This window comes from Kitasatospora sp. NPDC059577 (assembly GCF_042735475.1).
GTDB lineage: Bacteria > Actinomycetota > Actinomycetes > Streptomycetales > Streptomycetaceae > Kitasatospora.
The window spans coordinates 84,002-108,931 of the sequence record NZ_JBHWBZ010000016.1 but is presented as its reverse complement, the minus strand read 5'-3'; the positions used below and the strand labels follow the sequence as shown (position 1 = coordinate 108,931).

At 74.6% G+C, this 24,930-nt stretch carries 10 protein-coding genes; 7 read left to right on the top strand and 3 right to left on the bottom strand.

The features are described from left to right. The first annotated feature begins 75 nt into the window (after positions 1-75). From ACFV0O_RS15910 to ACFV0O_RS15885, 6 genes are read left to right on the top strand one after another with little or no spacing between them, the layout of a single operon-like run. On the top strand, positions 76-10,263 hold the full coding sequence (locus ACFV0O_RS15910; RefSeq protein WP_380341579.1) for a type I polyketide synthase: 10,188 nt from the start codon (positions 76-78) through the stop codon (positions 10,261-10,263). Positions 10,264-10,294: 31 nt separating this feature from the next. Beyond that, on the top strand, positions 10,295-16,615 hold the full coding sequence (locus ACFV0O_RS15905; protein ID WP_380341576.1) for a type I polyketide synthase: 6,321 nt from the start codon (positions 10,295-10,297) through the stop codon (positions 16,613-16,615). Between the two features lie 17 nt (positions 16,616-16,632). Then, positions 16,633-17,502 (top strand): 3-hydroxyacyl-CoA dehydrogenase family protein, encoded by an 870-nt coding sequence (locus tag ACFV0O_RS15900; RefSeq protein ID WP_380341573.1) that lies wholly within the window; start codon positions 16,633-16,635, stop codon positions 17,500-17,502. Positions 17,503-17,524: 22 nt separating this feature from the next. Further along, the gene (locus tag ACFV0O_RS15895) at positions 17,525-17,806 is read left to right on the top strand and encodes an acyl carrier protein (protein WP_380341570.1); all 282 of its coding nucleotides are present in this window, start codon (positions 17,525-17,527) and stop codon (positions 17,804-17,806) included. Beyond that, positions 17,799-18,914: an acyl-CoA dehydrogenase family protein gene (locus ACFV0O_RS15890; protein WP_380341567.1), complete on the top strand. Its 1,116-nt coding sequence runs from the start codon at positions 17,799-17,801 to the stop codon at positions 18,912-18,914. Before ACFV0O_RS15895 ends, ACFV0O_RS15890 begins: the two co-directional genes overlap by 8 nt. A gap of 35 nt (positions 18,915-18,949) precedes the next feature. Next, positions 18,950-20,050, top strand: coding sequence for an HAD-IIIC family phosphatase (locus ACFV0O_RS15885; RefSeq protein ID WP_380341565.1), 1,101 nt, complete (start codon positions 18,950-18,952; stop codon positions 20,048-20,050). Positions 20,051-20,095: 45 nt separating this feature from the next. Here ACFV0O_RS15885 and ACFV0O_RS15880 read toward each other — a convergent pair whose 3' ends face one another. The 3 genes from ACFV0O_RS15880 to ACFV0O_RS15870 all read right to left on the bottom strand — a co-directional run bounded on the left by ACFV0O_RS15880 (position 20,096) and on the right by ACFV0O_RS15870 (position 23,791). Then, on the bottom strand, positions 20,096-20,758 hold the full coding sequence (locus tag ACFV0O_RS15880) for a class I SAM-dependent methyltransferase (protein ID WP_380341562.1): 663 nt from the start codon (positions 20,756-20,758) through the stop codon (positions 20,096-20,098). Positions 20,759-20,867: 109 nt separating this feature from the next. After that, positions 20,868-22,694 (bottom strand): BTAD domain-containing putative transcriptional regulator, encoded by a 1,827-nt coding sequence (locus ACFV0O_RS15875; protein ID WP_380341600.1) that lies wholly within the window; start codon positions 22,692-22,694, stop codon positions 20,868-20,870. A 260-nt stretch (positions 22,695-22,954) separates the two neighbouring features. Continuing rightward, on the bottom strand, positions 22,955-23,791 hold the full coding sequence (locus ACFV0O_RS15870) for a metallophosphoesterase family protein (RefSeq protein ID WP_380341559.1): 837 nt from the start codon (positions 23,789-23,791) through the stop codon (positions 22,955-22,957). A gap of 367 nt (positions 23,792-24,158) precedes the next feature. On the opposite strand from ACFV0O_RS15870, the gene ACFV0O_RS15865 reads away from it, so the two are divergent. Further along, positions 24,159-24,920, top strand: a complete 762-nt coding sequence (locus tag ACFV0O_RS15865; protein WP_380341556.1) for a thioesterase II family protein — start codon at positions 24,159-24,161, stop codon at positions 24,918-24,920. Positions 24,921-24,930: the final 10 nt, after the last annotated feature.

Below are 24,930 nucleotides of genomic sequence, written 5' to 3'. Positions count from 1 at the left end.
AGCCCGCGCACCCCGCGGACCCCGCGCAGCCCGAGACGAGACCCGAGCAGCCCGAGACGAAAGCAGCGGTGTCCAGTGAGCGACCAGAGGATGCGCGACTACCTCAACCGGGTGACCATCGACCTGCGGGACACCCGGCAGCGGCTCCGGGAGGCCGAGGCCCGCACGAGCGAGCCGATCGCGATCGTGGCGATGAGCTGCCGCTTCCCCGGCGGCGTCCGCACCCCCGAGGACCTGTGGGAACTGCTCGCCGAAGGCCGCGACACCATCGGGCCCGTCCCCGACGACCGGGGATGGGAGACCGCCTGGCCGTCCGGCGGCACCGTCCCCGGGCGGGGGGCGTTCCTGGACGGCGCGGCGGACTTCGACCCGGAGTTCTTCGGCATCTCGCCCCGCGAGGCGGTCGCGATGGACCCGCAGCAGCGGCTTCTGCTGATGGCGTCCTGGGAGGCCGTCGAGCAGGCCGGCATCGACCCGCTCACCCTGCGGGGCAGCCGTACCGGGGTGTTCGCCGCAGCCGTCGACCAGGGGTACGCGACGCTGGGCTCCGGCGCCGCCGAAGCCGTCCAGGGGTTCCTGATGACGGGGAACTCGATGAGCGTGATGTCCGGGCGGGTGTCCTACGCGCTCGGTCTCGAAGGCCCCGCCGTCACCGTGGACACCGCCTGTTCGGCCTCGCTGGTGGCGCTGCACCTCGCGGCGCGCGCCCTGCGGGCCGGTGAGTGCTCGCTCGCGCTCGCCGGTGGGGTCAGCGTGATGGCGCTGCCGGCGGTGTTCGTCGAGTTCAGCCGGCAGGGCGCGATGTCCGCCGACGGCCGCTGCAAGCCGTTCGCGGCGGCCGCGGACGGCACCGGCTGGGGCGAGGGCGTGGGGATGCTGCTGCTGGAGCGGCTGTCGGACGCGCGCCGCAACGGCCACCCGGTGCTGGCCGTGCTGCGCGGTTCGGCGATCAACCAGGACGGTGCCAGCAACGGCCTGACCGCCCCCAACGGACCCTCCCAGCAGCGGGTGATCCGGGCGGCGCTCGCGGATGCGGGGCTGACGGCGTCCGACGTGGACGCGGTGGAGGCGCACGGCACCGGTACCACCCTCGGCGACCCGATCGAGGCCGACGCGCTGCTGGCCACCTACGGCCAGGACCGGCCCGCCGGGCGTCCGCTGTGGCTGGGGTCGCTGAAGGCGAACATCGGGCACACCCAGGCCGCCGCCGGGGTCGCCGGGGTCATCAAGACGGTGCTCGCGCTGCGGCACGGCGTCCTGCCCCGCACCCTGCACGTGGACGCGCCCACCCCGCACGCCGACTGGTCCTCGGGCGCCGTCGAACTCCTCACCGAGGCCCGCGACTGGCCCGCCGTCGACCGGCCGCGCCGGGCCGGGGTGTCCTCGTTCGGCATGAGCGGCACCAATGCGCACGTCGTCCTCGAACAGGCACCGGAGCCGGAACAGGCCGACGGACCGGAAGCAGCGACCGACGGCCCGGACACCGCAGCCGGGGCGGGCGCGCCCGGGGCCGTGCTGCCCTGGGTGCTGTCCGGCCGCACCGCGTCCGCGCTCGGGGACCAGGCGGCCCGGCTGCGCGCCCGGCTCGCCACGGACGCGCCCGCACGGGCGGCCGACATCGGATTCTCGCTGGCGACCACCCGGTCCGCTTTCGACCACCGGGCCGTGGTGATCGGCGACGGGCGCCCCGCACTGCTGGACGGCCTCGCCGCCCTGCCCGGGCCGGGCACGGACCTCTCCACCGCCCCGGCCACGCCCGCCGATGTCGTCGCGGGCACCGGCCGGGCCGTCGAGGGCCGGACGGCCCTGGTGTTCCCCGGCCAGGGCTCCCAGTGGGCCGGCATGGCACAGGACCTGCTCGCCACCAGCCCCGCCTTCCGGGACCGCCTCGCCGCCTGCGACGCCGCCCTCTCCGCCCATGTCGACTGGCGGCTCCCCGCCGTCCTGGAGGGCGCGCCCGGGGCACCCTCCCTGGAACGGGTGGACGTGGTGCAGCCGGTGCTGTGGGCGGTGATGGTGTCACTGGCCGCGCACTGGGAGTCCTGGGGCGTCCGACCCGACGCCGTGGTCGGGCACAGCCAGGGCGAGATCGCCGCCGCCGTGGTGGCGGGAGCGCTGAGCCTGGAGGACGGGGCGAAGGTCGTCGCCCTGCGCAGCCGGGCCATCCGGGCGCTGGCCGGACGCGGCGGCATGGTCGCGGTGTCCCTGCCCGAGGACCGGGTCCGCGCCGAGATCGCCCCCTGGGCCGAGAAGCTGTCGGTGGCCGCCGTCAACGGGCCCGCCGCCGTGGTGGTCTCGGGCGGGACCCAGGCCCTGGCCGAACTGCTCGCCCACTGCGCCGCACAGGGCGTACGGGCCCGGTCCGTACCCGTGGACTACGCCTCGCACTCGGCCCAGGTCGAAGGGATCAGGTCCGAGGTGCTGGCCGCGCTGGCCGGCGTACGCCCGCTCCCGGCCCGGATTCCGCTGTTCTCCACCGTCACCGGCGACCGGCTCGACACCACGGTCATGGACGCCGACTACTGGTACCGCAACCTCCGCGGGACCGTCCGCTTCGATGCCGCCGTCCGCTCCCTGATCGAACAGGGCCACGAGGTCTTCGTCGAGGTGTCGCCGCACCCGGTGCTGACCATGGCCCTCCAGGACACCGCCGAGGCCACCGGCGCCGAGGAGCCGCCCGTGGTCGTCGGCACCCTGCGCCGCGACGAGGGCGGACTGCGCCGGGCCCTGCGCTCGGCCGCCGAACTGTGGGTGGCCGGCGCGGCCGTCGACTGGTCCGCGGTGTACGCCGGCACCGGCGCCCGCCCGACCGCCCTGCCCGGATACCCCTTCCAGCTGCGGCGCTACTGGCTGGAACCGGAGCCGGAGGCGGCGCCCGGCACCGGACCGGCCGCCGCCGACCCGCACGACACGGCCTTCTGGCACATGGTCGACCACGACGCCCCGGCCGAGATCGCCGCCCACCTCGCCGTCGACGAGGACGCCCTCGCCCCTGTCCTGCCCGCCCTGCGGGGCTGGCGCAAACAGCGGCGCGACGAGAGCGTCATCGACTCCTGGCGCTACCGCATCGGCTGGCAGCCCCTGCCCGACCCGCCGGCCGCCACCCCCGCCGCCGGCACCTGGCTCGTCGTCCTGCCCGCCGGACACCACGACGACGCCCGGGTACGCGGCCCGCTGCTCGCCCTCACCGAAGCGGGCGCCACCGTCGTCACGGCCGAACTCACCGCCGACGCCGTCCGCCGCACGGACCTCGCGGACACGCTCGCCACCGCCCTCGGCGACCGCGTCCCGACGGGCGTGCTGTCGCTGCTGGCCGCCGACGACCGGCCCCACCCCGACCACCCGGCCCTGCCCACCGGGACGGCACTCACCGTCGTCCTGGTGCAGGCCCTGGGCGACCTCGCGCTCACCGCACCCCTGTGGTGCGCCACCGCCGGGGCCGTGTCCACGGGCCAGGACGACCCGGTCACCCACCCCCGCCAGGCACTGGTCTGGGGCACCGGACTGGTGGCCGCGCTGGAACTGTCCGCCCGCTGGGGCGGACTCATCGACCTGCCGCCGAACCTCGACGCCCGCGCCAGGACCCGCCTCGCCGCCGTCCTGGCGGCCCCCGGCACCGGCCCGGACGGCCTCGGCCGCGAGGACCAGCTCGCCCTGCGCCCCACCGGCCTGCTGGCCCGCCGCCTCCGGCGCGCCCCCCGGACCGACAGCCGTACGAAGCACTGGAAGCCCCGCGGCACCGTCCTGCTGACCGGCGGCACCGGAGCCGTCGGCCCGCACCTCGTCCGCTGGCTGGCCCGCAGCGGCGCCACCCACCTCGTCCTGCCCGGCCGCCGCGGCCCCCAGGCACCCGGCGCGGCCGAACTCGCCGCGGAACTGGCCGCCCTCGGCGTACGACTGACCCTGCCCGTCTGCGACCTGGCGGACCGTCAGGCCGTGGCGGAACTGCTCACCGGCCTGGACACGGCGGGCGACCCGGTCACCGCGGTCGTCCACGCGGCCGCGTTCGTCGCGCTCGCCCCCCTGGACGGCACACCGATGTCCGCGTTCGAACAGATCGTCGCCGCCAAGGCCGCCGGCGCCGAACACCTCGACGCCCTGCTCGACCGCGAACTCGACGCCTTCGTCCTGTTCTCCTCGATCGCCGGGGTCTGGGGCAGCGGCGACCACGGCGCCTACGCCGCAGCCAACGCCTACCTCGACGCCCTGGCCCAGCACCGCCGGGCCCGCGGCCTCACCGCCACCACCGTCGACTGGGGCATCTGGCAGGCCGAGAACCCCTTCCAGGACCGCATCGCCGGAGCGGACGCCGACCTGTTCAACCTGGAGCAGCACGGCCTGCCCCGGATCGCCCCCGACCTCGCGGTCCACGCCCTGCAGCAGGCACTCGACGACGACGAGACCGTACTCGCCGTCGCCGACGTCGACTGGGAGCAGTTCGCCGCCGTCTTCACCTCCACCCGCCGCAGCCCGCTGCTCACCGGCATCCCCGAAGCCCGCCGCGCCCTGGAAGCCGCGACCGGCGACACGGAGGCACCCGCCGCCGCACTGCTGCGCCAACGGCTCGCCGCCCTCGCCGAATCCGAACAGCACCGCCTGCTGCTCGACCTGGTCCGCACCCACGCGGCAGCCGTCCTCGGCCATCCCTCGGTGGACGCGATCCGGCCCGGCGCGGCGTTCCAGGACATGGGCTTCGCTTCCCTCACCGCAGTCGAACTCCGCAACCGGCTCAACACCGCCACCGGACTGCGGCTGCCGTCCACGCTGATCTTCGACCACCCGTCGTCCACCGCGCTCGCCCGGGAGATCCGCGCCGAACTGCTCGGCCGGCAGGCCGCCGACCCGGACCCCGCCGCCCCGGACGCCGCCGCGCACCCGCCCGCGCCCGACGACGAGCCGGTCGCGATCGTGTCCATGGCCTGCCGCTTCCCCGGCGGCATCGGCACCCCCGAAGACCTGTGGCGCCTGCTGGCCGACGGCGGCGACGCCGTCTCGGACTTCCCCACCGACCGCGGCTGGGACCTCGAAGTCCTCTACGACCCCGACCCCGACCGCCCCGGCACCTCGACCACCCGGCGGGGCGGCTTCCTGCACGACGCCGCCGACTTCGACGCGGAGTTCTTCGGCATCTCGCCGCGCGAAGCCCTGGCCATGGACCCCCAGCAGCGGCTGCTCCTGGAAACCACGTGGGAGGCGATCGAACGCGCCGCCATCGACCCGGCCGCCCTGCGCGGCAGCCGCACCGGAGTGTTCACCGGCGTCAACTACGCCGACTACGCGGCCGTCGTCGCCCAGTCGGAGGAAGGAGACGGCCACCTGCTCACCGGCAGCGCACCCAGCGTCGTATCCGGCCGGGTCGCCTACACCCTGGGTCTCGAAGGCCCCGCCGTGACCATCGACACGGCCTGCTCGTCCTCACTCGTCGCCATGCACTACGCCGGCCGGGCCCTGCGCGGCGGCGACTGCTCCCTCGCCCTGGTCGGCGGCGTCGCCCTGATGGCGACCCCCGGCGCCCTGATCAGCTTCTCCCGGCAACGGGGACTCGCCGAGGACGGCCGCTGCAAGGCCTTCTCGGACGACGCGGACGGCATGGGCATGGGCGAAGGCGTCGGCGTCCTGCTGCTGGAGCGGCTGTCGGACGCCCGCCGCAACGGACACCCGGTACTGGCGGTGGTACGCGGCTCCGCCGTCAACCAGGACGGCGCCAGCAACGGACTCTCCGCCCCCAACGGTCCGTCGCAGCAGCGGGTGATCCGGGCGGCGCTCGCGGACGCGGGCCTGACGGCGTCCGAGGTGGACGTGGTGGAGGCGCACGGCACCGGCACCACCCTCGGCGACCCCATCGAGGCGCAGGCCCTGCTGGCCACCTACGGCCAGGACCGGCCCGCCGGACGGCCCCTGCTGGTCGGCTCCCTCAAGTCCAACCTCGGCCACGCCCAGGCAGCATCGGGTGTGGCGGGGGTCATCAAGACGGTGCTGTCCATGCAGCACGGGCAGGTGCCCCGCACCCTGCACGTCAGCAGGCCCTCCGGCCACGTCGACTGGACGCGCGGAGCGCTGGCCCTCGCGACCGAGCAGCAGCCCTGGCCGTCCCACGGCCGCCCCTTCCGGGCCGGAGTGTCCTCCTTCGGCTTGAGCGGCACCAACGTCCACACCATCCTCGAACACGCCCCCCTGGAGGACGACGGCCCGCCGGCCGAGCGCACCCCCCTGCCGGCGGTGCCCTGGCTGCTGTCGGCGAAGAGCCCGCAGGCACTGCGCCTCCAGGCCGACCGGCTGCGCCGCCACCTGGACGGCAACCCCGGGGTCGACCCGCGCGACATCGGATCCGCCCTGCACACGCGCACCGCCTTCGAGTACCGGAAGGCACTGGTCGGGGACGGGGACCAACTCCACACCCTGCTGGACCGGATGGCCGACGACGACTCGGGAGCGTGGGACGGCGGTCGCCCGGTCGACGGTCGTTCGGTGTTGGTGTTCCCGGGTCAGGGTTCGCAGTGGGTGGGGATGGCTGCGGAGTTGTTGGCCGAATCGGCTGTGTTCGCGGGGCGGATGGCGGAGTGCGGGCGGGCGCTGGCGCCTTATGTGGATTGGTCGTTGGCGGAGGCGTTGGGTTCGGAGCGGTTGCTCGCCCGGGTCGATGTGGTGCAGCCGGTGTTGTGGGCGGTGATGGTGTCGCTGGCGGAGGTGTGGCGTTCGTTCGGTGTGGTTCCGGATGCAGTGGTGGGCCACTCCCAGGGCGAGGTCGCGGCGGCGTGTGTGGCGGGTGGTCTGAGTCTGGAGGACGGGGCGCGGGTGGTGGCGTTGCGTTCCCGTGCGGTGGGTGCGTTGGCGGGCCGTGGCGGGATGGCGTCGGTGCCTCTTCCGGTGGAGGCGGTGCGGGAACGCGTGGGCCGGTTGTCGGTGGCGGCGGTGAACGGTCCGTCGTCGACGGTGGTGTCGGGTGACGCGGACGCGGTGGCGGCACTGGTCGACGCGCTGGTGGGTGAGGGGGTGCGGGCGCGTCTGATCGAGGTCGACTACGCGTCGCACTCCTCGCATGTGGAGGAGGTCCGTGAGCGGTTGTTGTCCGACCTGGACGGCATCGCACCCCTGTCCGGCACGGTGCCGTTCTTCTCGACGGTGACGGGCGGTTGGTTGGACACGGAGGTCCTGGACGCCGAGTACTGGTACCGGAATCTGCGGGAGACGGTGGAGTTCGGGAGGGCCACGGCGGTGTTGCTGGGGGAGGGTTTCCGGTTCTTCGTCGAGTCCGGTCCGCATGCGGTGCTGGGTGTGGCGGTGGGGGAGTCGGTGGAGGCCGCGGGTGTGGACGCGGTGGTGTTGGGGACGTTGCGTCGTGGGGAGGGTGGCCTGGCGCAGGTGTTGCGTGCGGTGGGCCGCGGGTGGGAGCGCGGGTTGGGGGTGGACTGGTCAGGTGCGTTCCCGGGGGCGCGGCGGGTGGACCTGCCGACGTACGCCTTCCAGCGCAGCCGCTACTGGCCCGAGCCGGCGCCCACCGCGGCGGCCGATGTGGGCGCGGCCGGGCTCGATCCGGCCGACCACCCCGTCCTCGGAGCGGCCATCGAACTGGCCGACACGGGTGAACTGCTGCTCACGGGCCGGATCTCGCTGCGTACCCACCCCTGGCTCGCCGACCATGCGGTGGCCGGTACGGTCCTGCTGCCCGGCGCGGCCTTCGCGGAACTCGCGGTACGCGCCGCGGACGAGGCCGGCTGCCACACGGTGGAGGAACTGACGCTCCAGTCACCGCTGTTGATACCCGCCGACACCGCCGTCCGCCTGCAGGTTCGGGTCGGCGCCACGGACGCGCACGGCAGCCGCTCACTGGACCTGTTCTCCTGCCGCGAGGACGCGGCGACCCCGCACTGGACCGCGCACGCGACCGGCAGGCTCACCGCCGACGCCACGACCCGCGAGCCGTCGTCCTCAGCCGTACCGGACGACGCCGGCTCCTGGCCCCCGCCCGGCGCCGTCCCGATCCCCGTCGACGACCTGTACGAGCGGTTCCGTGCCTCCGGTTACGGCTACGGACCCGCCTTCCGCGGGCTCACCGCTGCCTGGCGCCGGGGTGACGAGATCTTCACCGAGGTACGTCTGCCCGAGGACCAGCACCGGTCCGCCTCCGCCTTCGGCGTGCACCCCGCCCTCCTGGACGCCGCCCTCCAGGGGCTGTTCCTGCGGGCTCGGCCGGACACCGGATCGGGCCCGGACCGGCCGTCCGCCGGACTGCCGTTCTCCTGGAGCGGAGTCAGGCTGCACGCCTCCGGAGCCACCGCGCTCAGGGTACGGCTCGGCTTCCGGCCGGACGGATCGGTGTCGATCGACGCGACCGACCCGAACGGCCTCCCCGTCGCGTCGGTCGAGGCGCTCGCCGTCCGCCTGATCGACCCCGACACCCTCCGCCCGGGCGGCGGCCCGGAATCCCTCTACCGGGTGCAGTGGTCGGCGGTGCCCGCCACCGCACCCGCCGACCCCCTCGGGCACTGGGCCGTCCTCGGCGGCCGGGAACTCTTCCCGGACAGCCATCCGGACCTGGCCGCGCTCGGCGCCGCGCTGGACGGGGGAGCGCCGTCGCCCGCCGCCGTGCTGGCCTGGTGCGACCACACCCCGGACCTCCCGTCCCCGCCCGACGCCGCATCCGTGCACACCGCACTGGACGACGCCCTGCGGCTCGTCCAGGACTGGCTGGCCGACCCGCGGTGGGACGACGGCACCCGGCTCGTGCTCGTCACCCGGGGTGCGGTCTCCACGGCAGCCGGCGAGGAGGTCACCGACCTCAGCGGCGCCGCGGTCCGCGGCCTCGTCCGCTCCGCCCAGTCCGAGCACCCGGACCGCTTCCTGCTGATCGACACCGACGACCCGGCCGCCGTGGCCGGCCTGCTGCCCCGGGCACTGGCCGGAACGGAACCCCAACTGGTGATACGCGGCGGAGAGCTCCTCGCCGCCCGCCTCACCAGGGCCACCGTCGCCACGGACCCGAACCCGGCCCCGGACACACCGTCCGGTATTGCCGCGGCCGGGGGAACCGTCCTCGTCACCGGGGCCGGCGGCGCGCTCGGCGGCCTGGTGGCACAGCACCTCGTCACCGCGCACGGCGTACGGAACCTGCTGCTCGTCGGCAGGCGCGGCACGGACGCCCCGGGCCTGGCCGACCTCGCCGCCGAACTGCGCGGCCTCGGCGCCCGGGTGGACGTGGAGGCCTGCGACGTCGCCGACCGGGACGCGCTCGCCGCGCTGCTCGCCGGCATCCCCGCCGACCGCCCGCTGAGCGCGGTCGTCCACGCGGCCGGCGTCCTGGACGACGGAGCGATCGAGTCGCTGACCCCCGGGCGGATGCGCCACGTCCTGCGGCCCAAGGTCGACGCAGCCCTCAACCTGCACGACCTCACCCGTGACCTCGCGCTGTCGGCCTTCGTCCTGTTCTCCTCCGCGTCCGCCACGGTCGGCAACGCCGGGCAGGGCAACTACGCGGCCGCCAACGCCTTCCTCGACGCGCTCGCCCAGCACCGCCGTGCCCTGAAACTGCCGGCCCAGTCGCTCGCCTGGGGCCTGTGGGCGCGCCGCAGCACCATGACCGGCACGCTCACCGCCGCCGACCTGCGGCGGATGTCCCGGGGAGGCACCGCGGCCATCGGCAGCGAAGAGGGCCTGGCCCTGTTCGACGCGGCGCTCACCCTGGGCGAACCGCTGCTCGTCCCGGTCAAGATCGACCTCGGCCGGCTCCGGACGGCAGCCCGGACCGGACCCGTCCCGGCCCTGCTCGCCGCCCTGGTCCCCGGTACCGCACGCCGCCCCGCCTCCGGGGCGGACGCCGCCGAAGCGGACTCGCTGCGCCGCCGGCTGACCGGCCTCACCCCGGAGGAACGCGTCGCCACCCTGCTCGACCTGGTACGGAGCCGGGTCGCCGACATCCTCGGCCACGGCGGACCCGAGGCCGTCGACCCGGACCAGGCGTTCAAGGACCTCGGCTTCGACTCGCTCACCTCCGTCGAACTCCGCAACCGGCTCGGCGCCGCCACCGGCCGCCGGCTGCCCGCCACCCTGGTCTTCGACCACCCCACCCCGGCCGCCGTCGCCGCCCACCTCACCGGGCGCCTGGTACCCGACGGGCCGGGCGACCCCGCCGGCACCGGGAAGGCCGCCGGGGCGCACCTCGCCGACCGGCCGGAGACACCGGACACGCCGGTTCCCGCCGCCGACATCGACGCCATGGCCGTCGACGAACTCGTCCGGATGGCCCTGGGCGGCGCACGTGACTGACCGACAGCCGCAGAAGGAGAAGCCCGACCCCATGCCCACCGACACGGACCAGGTGGTCGCCGCCCTGCGCGCCTCGCTGGTGGACAACCAGCGCCTGCGGCAGGAGAACCGACGGCTCCGCGACGACTCCGCCGAGCCCATCGCCATCGTGGCGATGAGCTGCCGCTACCCCGGCGGCGTACGCACCCCGGAAGACCTGTGGGAACTGCTGGTCAAGGAACGCGACGCGGTCTCGCCGTTCCCCACCGACCGCGGCTGGGACGTCGAGGGCGGCTTCGACGCCGACCCCGACGCCCCCGGTACCTTCTACGTCCGGGAAGGCGGCTTCCTCCACGACGCGACCGGCTTCGACCCCGGCTTCTTCGGCATCTCGCCGCGCGAGGCCCTGGCCATGGACCCGCAGCAGCGGCTGCTGCTGGAAGCGTCCTGGGAAGCGGTGGAACGCGCGGGCATCGACCCGGCGACCCTGCGCGGCAGCCGCACCGGCGTCTACACCGGAGTGATCTACAGCGAATACGGGTCCCGGCTCGGCCGGGTGCCCGACGAAGTGGAAGGCTTCCTCGGCACCGGCACCATCCCCAGCGTCGCCTCGGGCCGGATCGCCTACACCCTGGGCCTGGAAGGCCCGGCGGTCACCCTGGACACTGCCTGCTCGTCCTCCCTGGTCGCCGTCCACCTCGCCTGCCAGGGGCTGCGCTCCGGCGACACCACCCTCGCCCTGGCCGGTGGGGTGACCGTGATGTCCACCCCCGGCCTGTACGTCGGATTCAGCCGCCAGCGCGGCCTGGCACCCGACGGACGCAGCAAGTCCTTCTCGTCCGCGGCGGACGGAGCCGGGTTCGGGGAGGGCCTGGGCCTGCTCCTGCTGGAACGGCTCTCGGACGCCCGGCGCGCGGAGCACCCCGTCCTGGCCGTCATCCGCGGCTCGGCCGTCAACCAGGACGGCGCCAGCAACGGGCTGACCGCCCCGAACGGGCCCGCGCAGCAGCGCGTCATCAACGGGGCGCTCGCCCGTGCCGGTCTCGACCCGTCCGAGGTCGACATGGTGGAGGCGCACGGCACCGGCACCGTCCTCGGCGACCCCATCGAGGCGCAGGCGCTCATGGCCACGTACGGGCAGGACCGGCCCGCCGGGCGGCCGTTGCGGCTGGGCTCGCTGAAGTCCAACCTGTCCCACACCCAGGCCGCCGCGGGCGTCGGCGGGGTGATCAAGTCGGTGCTCGCGATGCGGCACGGCGTGATGCCGCGCACCCTGCACGTCGACCGTCCCTCGCCCCACATCGACTGGACCGAGGGAGCCGTCTCCCTGCTCACCGAGGCCGCACCCTGGCCGGAGACGGGACGTCCGCGCCGGGCCGGGGTGTCCTCCTTCGGCGCCAGCGGCACCAACGCCCACGTCATCCTCGAACAGGCCCCGGCCGACCCGGCAGCTTCCGACGGGCCCGCCACGCCGGAAGCGGTGCCCGCCGCCGTCCCCTGGATCCTGTCGGCGCGTACTCCGGATGCGCTGCGCGCCCAGGCGACGGCGCTGTACGAGCGGGTGGTGGCGGAACCGGGCCTGAGCGTGACGGACGTCGGCCATTCGCTGGCGGCCGGGCGTTCGCGGTTCGCGGAGCGCGCGGTGGTGGTGGGGGCGGACCGGGGCGAACTGCTGGCCGGTGTCGCCGCCCTGTCGCGGGGCGTGCGTGCGGCGGGCGTGACGGTCGGCAGCGGGCTGCCCCCGGGTCGTTCGGTGTTGGTGTTCCCGGGTCAGGGTTCGCAGTGGGTGGGGATGGCTGCGGAGTTGTTGGCCGAGTCGGCTGTGTTCGCGGGGCGGATGGCGGAGTGCGAGCGTGTGCTGGCGCCTTATGTGGATTGGTCGTTGGCGGAGGCGCTGGGTTCGGAGGCGCTGCTGGCGCGGGTCGACGTGGTGCAGCCGGTGTTGTGGGCGGTGATGGTGTCGCTGGCGGAGGTGTGGCGTTCGTTCGGCGTCGTTCCGGACGCGGTGGTGGGCCACTCCCAGGGCGAGATCGCCGCCGCGGTGGTGGCGGGTGGCCTGAGCATCGACGACGGGGCGCGGGTGGTCGCGCTGCGTTCCCGTGCGGTGGGGGCGTTGGCGGGCCGTGGCGGTATGGCGTCGGTGCCCCTGCCGGTGGACGTGGCACGGGAGCGCATCGCCCCGTGGGCGGGCCGGCTCTCGGTGGCGGCGGTGAACGGCCCGTCGTCGGTGGCGGTGTCGGGTGACGCCGACGCGGTCACGGCCCTGGTGGAGGAACTCCTGGAGGAAGGGGTGTGGGCGACCCGCATCGAAGCCGAGTTCGCGTCGCACTCCTCGCACGTGGAGCGGATCCGCGAGCGCCTGCTCTCCGACCTGGACGGGATCACCCCCCTCGCGGGTGCGGTGCCGTACTACTCCAGCGTGACCGGCGGCCTGCTGGACACGAAGTCCCTGGGCGCCGAGTACTGGTACCGCAACCTCCGGCAGACCGTCGAGTTCGAGCGGGCGACCCGCTCGCTCCTCGCGGCCGGGCACCGCGTCTTCATCGAGGCCGGCCCCCAGCCCGCCCTGATGTACGCGATCGAGGACACGGCCGCCGGCGCGGGCGCCCCGGAGACGCTGGTGCTCGACACCCTGCGGCGCGGGGCCGGAGGGCTCCGCCGACTCCAGCTCGCGCTCGCCGAGGCACACGTCCGGGGCCTGCGCGTCGACTGGGAGCGACTGTTCGCGGGAACCGGTGCCCAGCGGGTGGACCTGCCCACCTACGCCTTCCAACGACGCCGCTACTGGCTGGACGCCCTGCCGGCCGACCGGGACCGGACGGCCACCGGCCAGTCCGCCGCGGACCACCCGCTGCTCGGCGCCGCGGTCGAACTGCCCGACGACGCGGGCACCCTCTTCACCGGCCGGCTCTCCTCGGCCACCCACCCCTGGCTCGCCGACCACGCCGTGGCCGGAGCCGTGATCCTGCCCGGCGCGGCCCTCGTGGAGCTGGCCGCGCACGTGGGCCGCCGCCTCGGCTGCGCCCTCGTGGAGGAGCTGACCCTCGCCGCCCCGCTGCTGCTGCCCGACGATCAGGCCGTGCAACTGCGCGTCCGGGTGGGCGCCGAAGACGGCACGGGACGGCGCCCGGTGGAGTTCCACTCCCGGCCCGAGGCCGCCCCCGGCTCCGCCGACCGGCCCTGGACCCGGCACGCGACCGGCGCGGTCGGCCCCCGGGACCCCTCGGCCGACCGGGACGACACGACCGAACCGGTCGGCACGTGGCCCCCGCCCGACGCGGTCCCCCTCGACGTGGACGAACTGTACGGGCTGCTCGAAACCCGGGGCGTCGCCTACGGCCCGGCGTTCCGGGGCCTGCGCGCCGCATGGCGCACCGCGGACGCGATCCACGCCGAAGTGGCCCTGCCCGACGGACTCCCCGCCGGCGGAGCGGGCGGCTTCGGCGTGCACCCGGCCCTCCTGGACGCGGCCCTCCAGACGACCGGTCTGCGCGAAGGCGCCGCGACCGCGGAGCCCGCCGACGGCGTCCCCCTGCCGTTCTCCTGGCAGCGCGTCGCGATCGAAACCTCCGACGCGCCGGTCCTGCGCGTCCGGCTGCGCCCCGACGGCCCGGACGCCGTCACCGCGCGGATCACCGATCCCTCGGGGCGCACGGTGGCGACGGTCGGCTCGCTCACCCTGCGCACGGCGTCCACCGCCGCACTGCGGGCGTCCTCCGGCTCCGTCTTCCACGTCGGCTGGACGCCGGTCACTGCCGGGCCCGGCCCGCGCCCGGTCACCCGCTGGGGCCTCCTCGGCCCGCAGGACGAGCGGCTGCTGCCGGCCGCCTTCCCCACCGAACCCCCGTCCGCGACACCCGACGCGATGCTGCTGACCTGCCCCCCGTCCGCCGACACCGTGACCGCGGACGCCCCCGCCCGGGACGCGGACCCCGCGGCGGTGCACGCGGTCGCGTCCGGGGTCCTGGACCGCCTCCAGGCCCACCTGGCCGACGACACCACCGCCCGTACGCCCCTGGTGGTGCTCACCCGGGGCGCGACCGGCCCGCTCGGCGCGCAGCCGCAGCCGGCGGACCTCGGTGCGGCGGCCGTCTGGGGCATGCTCCGAGCCGCTCAGCTCGAACACCCCGACCGGTTCGTGCTGCTGGACACCGAAGGGCCGGACCCGGACGGTCTCGGCGACGCGCTCGCCGAGCTCCTCGCCACGGGCGAACCACAGGCGGCCCTGCGCGGTGGCGTCCTGTACGCGCCCCGACTGATACGGCCGCCGGTCATCAGCGCCACGGCCACGGTCACCACCGCCACGGCCACCGCGACCCGGCCGGCCGGCCCGTTCGGGCCGTCCGAAGGGACGGTACTGGTGAGCGGGGGCGGCGCTCTCGCGGCCGTCCTGGCGCGCCATCTGGTCGTCGCGCACGGGGTACGCCACCTCCTCGTGCTGAGCCGCCGCGGCGCCGACGCCCCCGGCATGCCGGAGCTGACGGCGGAGCTGGCCGAGGCCGGAGCCGAACTGGCCGCCGTCAGCTGTGATGTGTCCGACCGTCAGGCACTGGCCGCCGCCCTGGCGGCCATCCCCGAACGCCATCCGCTGTGCGCCGTGGTCCACACCGCCGGAGTGCTCGACGACGGTCTGCTGGACGGGCTGACGGGTGAGCGGATGACCGCCGTCCTGCGGCCCAAGTTCGACGCCGCCCGGTACCTCGACCAGCTGACGCGCGGAGCGGACCTGTCCGCGTTCGTCGTCTTCTCCTCCGCCGCGGGCGTGCTGGGCAGCCCCGGCCAGGCGTCCTACTCGGCCGCCAACGCCGCGCTCGACGCCCTCATCGCGGAACGCCGACGGCTCGGGCTCCCCGGCCTGTCCCTGGCCTGGGGGCCCTGGGAGCGGGTGAGCGGGATGACGGCGGAGCTCGGCGGCGCCGACCGGCGGCGCATCGACCGGCGCGGCGCCCGCGGCCTCTCCGACGAGGAGGCCATGGCCCTGCTGGACACGGTGTGCGCCGCGGACGCCGCCCCGCCGGGAGACGGGAGCCCCGTCGTCCTGGCCCACCTCGACCTCACCGTGCGCGGCGACGGCCCGGTGCACCCGATGCTGCGCTCCCTGGTCCGGCGCAGCCCGACCGCGACGACCGGAGCGACGGGGACGCCGACCGCCGCCGCAGTGCTGCGGCACCGGCTCGACGCCGCCGCCGACGAACAGGGACGCGAGCTGGTCCTGCGCGAACTCGTCCTCGCCGAGGCCGCCGACGTCCTCGGCCACACCGACTCCGGGGCGCTGTCCGCGACGGTGCCCTTCCTCTCCGTCGGATTCGACTCGTTGACCGCGGTCGAGCTCCGCAACCGGCTGGCCGCCGCCACCGGACTGCGGTTGCGGCCCTCCGCCGTCTTCGACAGCGGCACCCCCGCCGCGCTCGCGGCGCGCCTCGCCGCCGAGGCCCGGACGGACGACACCCCCCGGCCCGAAACGGCACCCGCAACCGGAACCGCCGCAACCGGAACCGCCACGACCGGAACCGACGCCGCCGACACCGACCCGGTGAGCGTGCTGTTCCGCCGGGCCTGCGCACTCGGCCGGATCGACGAGGGCATCGCCCTGCTCAAGCACGCCTCCGCCCTGCGCCCGGCCTTCCCCAGCGGCAGCGACCTCGCGGCCGCCGGCACCGGCCCGCGGCTGCTGCGCCTGAACGAGCGCGCCGACGCCCCCGTACTCGTCTGCTTCGGCTCCATCGTCGCCCTCGGCGGTGCCCACCAGTACGCCCGCTTCGCCGCCCGCTTCCGGGACCGCTACGCCGTCGCCGCCCTGGACGCCCCCGGATTCACCCCCGAGGAGGAACTGCCCGCCGACATGTCGGCCCTGCTGGACTTCCAGGCGACGACACTGCTCCGGGAACTGCCCGGACGGACGCTCGTCCTGGCCGGCTCCTCCTCCGGCGGCACGCTCGCCCACGGAGTGGCCGCCGCGCTGGAGCAGCGCGGCGAGGGCCCGGCGGCCGTGGTGCTGCTGGACACCTACCTCTCCGACAACGAGGGCATCACCCAGTTCAACGACGTCCTGCTGGGCGGCATGTTCGACCGCGAGGACCGGGCGGCCCCGATGGACGGGACCAGGCTGACCGCGATGGGCGGCTACTTCCGTCTGCTCGACGACTGGAAACCCCCGGCGGTCCGCGCCCCGCTGCTGCTGGTCCGCGCCTCCACCCCGCTCGGCCGCCCGTCCGCCGAGGCCGGTGACTGGCGCTCGTCCTGGGCCGGTGCCGACACCGTCGTCGACGTTCCCGGAGACCACTTCTCGATCATGGAACAGCATGTCGCGACCACCGGCGACGCCGTCGCCGACTGGCTCGGCACCACCCTCCGCACCCCCGAAGACCTGTGAAACCGAAGGAGAGCCCGTTGACCACGGCCCCGTACGACGATTCCCCCCCGCGACACGCCCTCACCGTGCTGGGAGCCGGGGTGATGGGCGTCGGCATCACCGTCCTCGCCCTCGGACACGGCCTGCCGGTCCACCTGGTCGACATCGACCGGGAACGGCTCGACCGGGCCACGGACCTGATCGACGGCGACCTCCGGCTGGCCGAGCTGATGGGCGCCCTGCCCGCCGGGACGCCCCTCGGCGCCCTGGCCACCGGCACCTCGCTCAAGGCCGCCGCCGGAGCCACCGCCGTCGTCGAGGCGGTCACCGAGAACGCCGCGACCAAGGCCGCCGTCCTGTCCGAGGTCTCCGGACTGGTCCGGCCCGGAACCCTGCTGATCACCAACACCTCCTCGATCCCCGTCGACGAACTGGCCGGGGCCGTGGAGCGGCCGGAGGATCTGGTCGGCACCCACTTCATGAACCCGCCCTACCTGATCGGCACCGCCGAAGTGGTTCGAGGCGCCAAGACCGGGGACCCGGCGATGGCCGCCGTGGCGGCCCTGCTCACGGCGCTGCGGCGGCGGGCGGTGGTCGTCCGGGACGCACCCGGCTTCGTGACCAGCCGCATCCTGCACCCGATGATCAACGACGCGGCCCGGGTCGTGGAGGAGGGCACGGCGACCGCGGAGGACGTCGACGCCCTGATGCAGGGCTGCCTGGGACACCCCACCGGCCCGCTGCGCACCGCGGACCTGATCGGCATCGACAACCTCGTCGACTCCCTCACCGTGCTCCACGAACGCACCGGCGACGACGGCTGCCGCCCCGCCGAACTGCTGCTCCGGCTGGTCCGCGAGGGCCGGCTGGGCCGCAAGTCCGGGCGCGGCTTCTACGACTACACCTGATCACCCCGACAAGGAGACGGCCATGACCACAGCGAACACGCCCGACACCCACGACCTGGAGAAGGAACTGCTGGGATTCCTGGAGGGACACACCGGAACCGCCTGGGACGCAGACACCGACCTGTTCGACGCCGGCGGCCTGTCGTCCCTGTTCGCCATGCAGGTGGTGGTGCACCTGGAGAAGACCTACGCCATCGCCGTCCGCGGCGCGAACCTGCGGCTGGACAACTTCCGCACCGTACGGCGGATGGCGGAGCTGGTGGACCGGCTCCGGGTGCCCGCCGCCGGGGGCCGGCATGAGTGAGGACCTGAACAGCGCCATGACCTCCGTCACCCTGCGGGTCGGCGACCAGGCGGGGGAGTGGGACCGGACCGGCCTCATCCCGCTGGACCTGCTCCGCGAACTGGGCGCCGAGGGCCGACTGTGCGCCGAAGTCCCGGAGCAGTACGGCGGCTGGGGGCTCAGCAGCATGCGCAGCGGCGCGTACACCGCCCACGTGGGCGGCCTCTGCAGCTCGCTGCGCAGCGTGATGACCTCCCAGGGCATGGCGGCATGGACCATCCAGCGCTTCGGCACCGCCGAGCAGTCGGCCGCCCACCTCCCCCGGCTGACCGGCGGTGGACTGGCGGCGGTCGGCTTCAGCGAGCCCGGCGCCGGCAGTGACCTCGCGGCGATGACGACGACCGTCCGCCGCGACGGCGACGCGGTCGTCGTCGACGGACACAAGAAGTGGGTGACCGCCGCCCACTACGCCGACCTGCTGGTCGTCGTCGGCCGCTACGAGGACGGCGCGGTGGCCGTCGTGGTGCCCGCCGACACGCCCGGCGTCCGGATCGAGCGGATCGCCGACCCGCTCGGCTGCCGCGCGGCCGGACACGCGGACGTACACCTCGACGGGGTGCGGCTGCCGGCCGACAGCGTCCTGGGCGGTCACGGACTGCCGCCCGCCCTGCTGGTGACGACCGCGCTGGCCTACGGGCGGATGTCCGTCGCCTGGGGGTGCGTGGGCATCCTGCGGGCCTGTCTGGCGGCGGCCACCGCACACGCCGCCGGGCGGGAGCAGTTCGGCAGGCCGCTCGCAGAGCACCAGCTCGTCGCCGGGCACCTCGCCGACCTCTACACGGCCGAGCAGGTGGCCGCGCGGGTCTGCGAGCACGCCGGCCGCTGCTGGGACGAAGGGTCGCCGGACCAGGTGGTGGCGACCGTACTGGCCAAGCACGTCAGCGCGACGCAGGCCGCCCGGGGAGCGGCGACGGCCGTCCAGGTACTGGCCTCGGCCGGGTCCCGGGACGGGCACGCGGTGGCCCGGGCGTACCGGGACGCCAAGTTGATGGAGATCATCGAGGGCAGCAACGAGCTGTGCCGGCTGATGCTGGCACAGCACGCCCTCTCCGCTCCGGGGGCACGGTGAGCGGGCCCACGGCCGACGGGACGAGGAAGGACGGCATGGCCGAGATCGTCAAGTGCCTGGTCTGGGACCTGGACGACACCCTCTGGCAGGGCACCCTGCTGGAGGACGGCGAGGTGCACCTGCCGGACGAGGTGCGCAAGGTGGTGATCGAGCTCGACTCCCGCGGCATCCTCCAGTCCGTCGCCAGCCGTAACGACCACGAGCACGCCTGGGCCCGGCTGGAGGCGTTCGGCGTGGCCGAGTACTTCGTCCTGCCGGAGATCGGGTGGGGCGCCAAGTCCGAGTCGGTGCGCCGGATCGCCGACCGGCTGAACTTCGCGCTCACGACCATCGCCTTCGTCGACGACCGGCCCGCCGAACGCGCCGAAGTGGCCTTCCACCTGCCCGACGTACGGTGCTACCCGGCCGAGCAGGTCCTCGCACTCCCCGAACTCGCCGAGTTCACCCCCGCGGCCGACACCGTCGACTCCCGGCGCCGCCGCCGGATGTACCAGGCGGGCTTCCGCCGCGAGGCCGAGCGGGCGGCCGCCCCCGGCTCCGACGAGGAGTTCCTGCGCTCCCTGGACCTGCGGATGCGCATCGGCCGGGCCACCGGCGAGGAGCTGTCCCGGGTCGAGGAACTCACCCTGCGCACCAGCCAGATGAACGCGACCGGGGTCCACTACCCGGACGCGGTGCTGCGCGGCCTGATCACCGACCCCCGGCACGAGGTCCTGGTGGTCACCCTCACCGACCGGTTCGGCCCGCACGGCGCGGTCGGCGTCCTGCTGCTCGAACGGCACCCGGGCCTGTGGCACCTCAAGCTGCTCGCCACCTCCTGCCGGGTCGTCGCCTACGGCGCCGGCGCGACCCTGCTGAACTGGCTGGCCGACGCCGCCGCCCGGTCCGGAGTCCACCTGGTCGCGGACTTCCGGGCGACCGAACGCAACCGGATGATGGAGATCGCCTACCGGTTCGCGGGCTTCGAGGGCCTGGACGAAGCCCCGTGCCCGTGCGCCGCCGTCCTCGCGCCGGTTCCGGAGGACACCGGACTCCAGCGCCTCCACCTGGTCCCCGGCCCGCGCGTGGTGTCCACGGTCATCAGCGTGGACGCACCCGACCTGAACGTGCCGGAAGGGGGCCCGGGAACGTCGTGACCGCGGCGGCGGCGGCCGGCGCTCCCGGGCTCCGGCCCGCCGCCCTCAGCGCTTGCGGACCAGTGTGATCCCGTCGGCCATCACCAGCAGCGACAGCTCCACCCGGGGGTCCTCGTGCAGCAGCCGGTTCAAAGCCCGGACCCCGGCGGTCTCCGGGTCCACGGCGGCCGGATCGGCGACCCGGCCGAAGAAGAGGGTGTTGTCGACCACGATCAGACCGCCGGCGCGCAGCAGCGCCAGCGAAGTCTCGTAGTAGCGGACGTAGTTGCTCTTGTCCGCGTCGATGAACACCAGGTCGAAGCTCTCCGGCCCGCGCTCCGCCAGCAGCGCGTCCAGGGTCGCGGTGGCATCGCCGATCCGCAGGTCGATCCGCGAGTCGACCCCGTCCCGCTTCCAGAAGTCGGCGCCGATGGCCGGCCACCGGTCGTCGATGTCGCAGGACACCAGCACCCCGTCGGCCGGGAGCGCGCGGGCCATGCACAGGGTGCTGTAGCCGGTGAAGGTGCCGATCTCCAGCACCGCCCGCGCCCCCGTCAACCCGACCAGCAGGGAGAGCAGTTGGCCCTCCTCCGCCATCACCTGCAGGGCGGTCCCGCCCGGCAGGTCCGCGGTGGCCTCCCGCAGCTCCCTGAGCAGATCGTCGTCACGGAGGGAGACCTCCCGGACGTAGGCGAGCAGGTCGTGGGTGGCTTCTGTCTGGTGGGCCATGGCGCGGGGGTCCTCTCGAAGGAGATCGGGTCGAAGGAGATCGAGTCGAAAAGCATCGGGGGAAGGGGAACCGGGCCGCCGGGTGCCCGTCGCCGGGCCGCCGGGACGGTCACCCGGCGCGCATGTACGGGTGACCGTGCTGCCGTACGGCGACCGCCTGCGCCCGCTCGCGGGCGTACGCCCGCAGCAGCGCGTCCAGCCGGTAGCGGCCCCCCGCCGGCTCACCCAGCAGATTCGCCTCGACCAGGGCGTCCAAGGCCTCCTCGGCCTGCGCCTCGGAGCAGCCGAACATCACCGCGACCCTACTGCTGGAGACCGAACGCGATCCGGCGGCCCCCAGCGCGGTGAACACCTCGGCCGGGTCGACCCCGGCCGGAGCCGTCCGCCGGAGCCCGGCGTGCTCGGCGTCGAGGCAGGGCCGGACACCGAGGTCGCCCGCGCACAGTTCGTCCAGCAGCTGCGGGGCGTCCGTGAGCCGCCGGGCGAAGTGCCCGATGGTCCAGTGCGGGCGCTCCAGCAGCCGGGTCCCCGCGATCCGGATCGCCAGCGGCAGGCCCGCGCAGACCGTCAGCACCGAACGGGCCGACCGCGGTTCGGCACCGACCCTGGCCGGGCCGACGATGCTGCCCAGCAGCTCCAGCGACCCGGCCTCGTCCAGCGGGCCGAGTACGAGGGGGGACGCCCCCTCCAGATCGGCGAGCCGCCGTCGGCTGGTCACCAGCAGCCTGCTGCCCCCGCTACCCGGTATCAGCGGCCGCACCTGCGCGGTGCTGGAGGCGTTGTCGAGGACCACCAGCAGACGGCGGCCCGCGGTGAGCGAGCGGTAGAGGCTCTCCCGTTCCGACTCCTCCTCGGGTATCTCGTCCCGGGGCACACCGAGGTCCGCCAGGAACCGCGGCAGCACCGCCCGGGCGGTCAGCGGCCGCGCGGCTCCGCCGAGATCCGCGTAGAGCTGGCCGTGCACCGAGGAACCGCGCACGGCGTGCGCCGCTTGCAGGGCCAGCGCGCTCTTGCCGACACCGCCCCGGCCGGTCACCACCGCCGTCGCCACCATGCCCGCGGGCATCGTGCCGGTCGTGAGGAAGTGCTGCAGCCGCGCCAGTGCACCGGAGCGGGCCGACAGTGGCAGCGGCACCGAGGGCAGCTGCGCCGGGCTCGGCCAGCAGGACCTTTCCCAGGCGGTGGCCGACGCCGGCGCGACGGCCGCCTCCGGGGCCTTTGCGGGCTGCCCCAGCGGGTCGGGCGCGCGGGGCCGGTCGTGGGCCGAGAGGATGTGCCGGTGGACCTCGCGCAGATCGGTGCTCGGCTCGGCGCCGAGCTGCTCGACGAGCAGCGCCCGGGTGCGCTGGTAGAGGTCCAGGGCCTCCGACTGCCGTCCCGAGCGGCCCAGTGCCAGCATCAGCTTGCCCACCAGGGCCTCCCGTAAGGGGTGCTTCCGCACCAGCCGTACCAGCTCCGGCACGACCTCGGCGTGCCGCAGCAGCGCCAGCTCCGCGTCGAACCGCATCTCCATGGTCTGCAGGCGAAGCTCCTGGAGGTAGCGGCCCTCCACATCCCGCAGCGTCTGCGACGGGATGTCCGCCAGCGGCTCCTCGCGCCACAGGGCGAGCGCCTCGGCCAGCTCGGCGGAGGAACCCTCCAGGTCTCCGCGCTCGGCCAGCTCCGCCGCGCGCCGGCGGTGGGCCGTGAACTGCCCGAGATCGCTCTCGTGCTCGCCGAGTTCGAGGAGGTAGCCGGGCGCCCGGGTGAGGATCCGGGCGGAGGCGTGCTCGCCCAGCGACTGCCGCAGGCGCATCACATAGGTGCGGACGGTCGCGGCGGCACTCGGCGGCGGGGCGCCGTCCCAGACGTACTCGGCGATCCGGTCGACCGAGATCACCCGGTTGGCGTTGAGGAGGAGGGCTGCCATGACCACGCGTTGCCTCGGCGCCGACACGTGCACCTCACGCGCGTTCAACCGGACGGAAAGCGGGCCCAGCAACAGGAAGTTCAAGGGGGAGTCCTCTTCATCGCACGACCGGTGGGCAAGACTGCCTCCAGCGTCTTGGGTGACCTTGTGCGGGTCAACGCGGTCCTGTCCTGTCTAGAGGTATTCCTAGAGCACAGGCCTTGCGCGCATGCCGGGTTTACGCTGCGCGGCACCGTCACGGTGGTCAGGACCAGGCCTGCCCACCACGGCCCACCGGCCGGAGCCCGTCACCGCTCCGCACCGGACGGGAAGACCTCACGCAGCAGCGGATCCGGCTTGCCCCACCGCTGCCACTCGCGCGGATACCCGAGGGACACCTCCTGATGCCGCACCCCGTCCGCGTGGATGGTCCGCGGAATGTGCAGGTGCCCGTAGACCACGGCGGACGCCCGGTAGCGCACCGGCCAGTCCGCGCTCGCCGTGGTCCCGCACCACAGCGCGAACTCCGGATGACGCAGCACCTCCGTCGGCTCCTTGATCAAGGGGAAGTGGTTCACCAGCAGCGTCGGCAACGCCGGATCGCAGGCAGCCAGGCGCGCCCGGGTACGGGCGACCCGCGCGCGGCACCAGTCGGCCCGCGTCGGATACGGGTCCGGGTGCAGCAGGAACTCGTCGCTGCACACCACGCCGGCGGCCTCCGCCAGGGCCAGCGCGGTCCCCGCGTCCGCCACCCCGGGCGGCCGGAAACTGTAGTCGTACAGGAGGAACAGCGGAGCCACCGTCACGGGTCCGCCCGGCCCCGTCCAGACCGGATACGGGTCCTCGGGCGTGATGACGCCCAGGCGTCGGCACAGCTCCACCAGATACCGGTACCGGTACTCGCCGCGCAGCCGCACCGGGTCGGACGGATGGGTCCACAGCTCGTGGTTGCCCGGCACCCACACCACGGTCGAGAACCGGTCGGCCAGCAGCCGCAGCACCCACTCCACGTCCGCGGCCAGCTCGCCCACGTCCCCGGCCAGCAGCAGCCAGTCCTCCTCGTCCACCGGGAACAGCCCCTCGACGATCGCCCTGTTCTCCGGGTGGGCGACATGGAGGTCGCTGACGGCGTACAACCTTGCCATGAGGTGCCCTCGCCTCCTCGCCCGGATCCGCGGTGCGCGGTCCGGCCGGACCGTTCATGCCGAGTTGGAGCCAAGTAAATCCCACAGGATTGCTCCGCACGGCAACGCTCTTGCCATTCGCCGAAGAAACGGCCGGTTTTGAACCCGAACATGAGTTCCGGATGCGCTCCGATGCGTACTTGCTGACATTCCCGGAGGCATGGCAGGCTGTCATATGCGGTGCCCGTGACCCGCCGATCGTCGCCGATCGGGGATCCCCGTATTAGTTCGTACCAGCCGGCCCACCGGTGCGGCGGGTGTCCGACGTGATCACCACACCCCGTCCGCCGGCACCGCGCGGATTTCGCGAAAGGAATGAAAGGCCGACATGACCTCCCTCTCCTTGGACAGCGACCTGTGGTGCCGTCGCTTCCATCCCTCGCCGACGGCCACGCGCCGACTGGTCTGCTTTCCGCACGCCGGCGGATCGGCGAGTTTCTACTTCCCGGTATCCGCCGCACTGTGCGGTCCGGTCGACCTCCTGGCCGTGCAGTACCCCGGCAGGCAGGACCGCCGGGAGGAACCCGGCGTCCATGACCTGCACCGGTTGGCCGACGACGTGTCCGAAGCGCTGCGCCGCTGGGACGACCTCCCCTTGACCTTCTTCGGGCACAGCATGGGCGCGCTCGTCGCCTTCGAGGTGGCCCGGCGGATCGAGCGCGCGGGCGGTCGGATCGACCACCTCTTCGTCTCCGGCCGCAAGGGGCCGTCCGCAGACCGGCCCGGGCCCTCCCACCCACTCGACGACGCGGGCATCGTGGCCGAGGTCAGGGCCATGAGCGGCACCGACGCCCGGCTCCTGGAGGACGAGGAACTGCTGGGGATGGTGATGCCCGTGCTGCGCGGCGACTACCGGGCCCTGGGGGCCTACCGGACCGACCGTGACGCCGCGGTCACCTGCCCGGTCACCGCCGTGGTGGGGGACCAGGACGCCTGGACACCGGTCCCCGAGGCCGGGCACTGGCGCGACCGCACGACGGCCGCGTTCGACCTCAAGGTCTTCCCCGGCGGGCACTTCTACCTCAGCACCCGGGCGGACGAGGTGACCGGCATGCTCCGCGACCACCTCGCCGGCACGCTGCGCGCCTGAGACCGCGGAC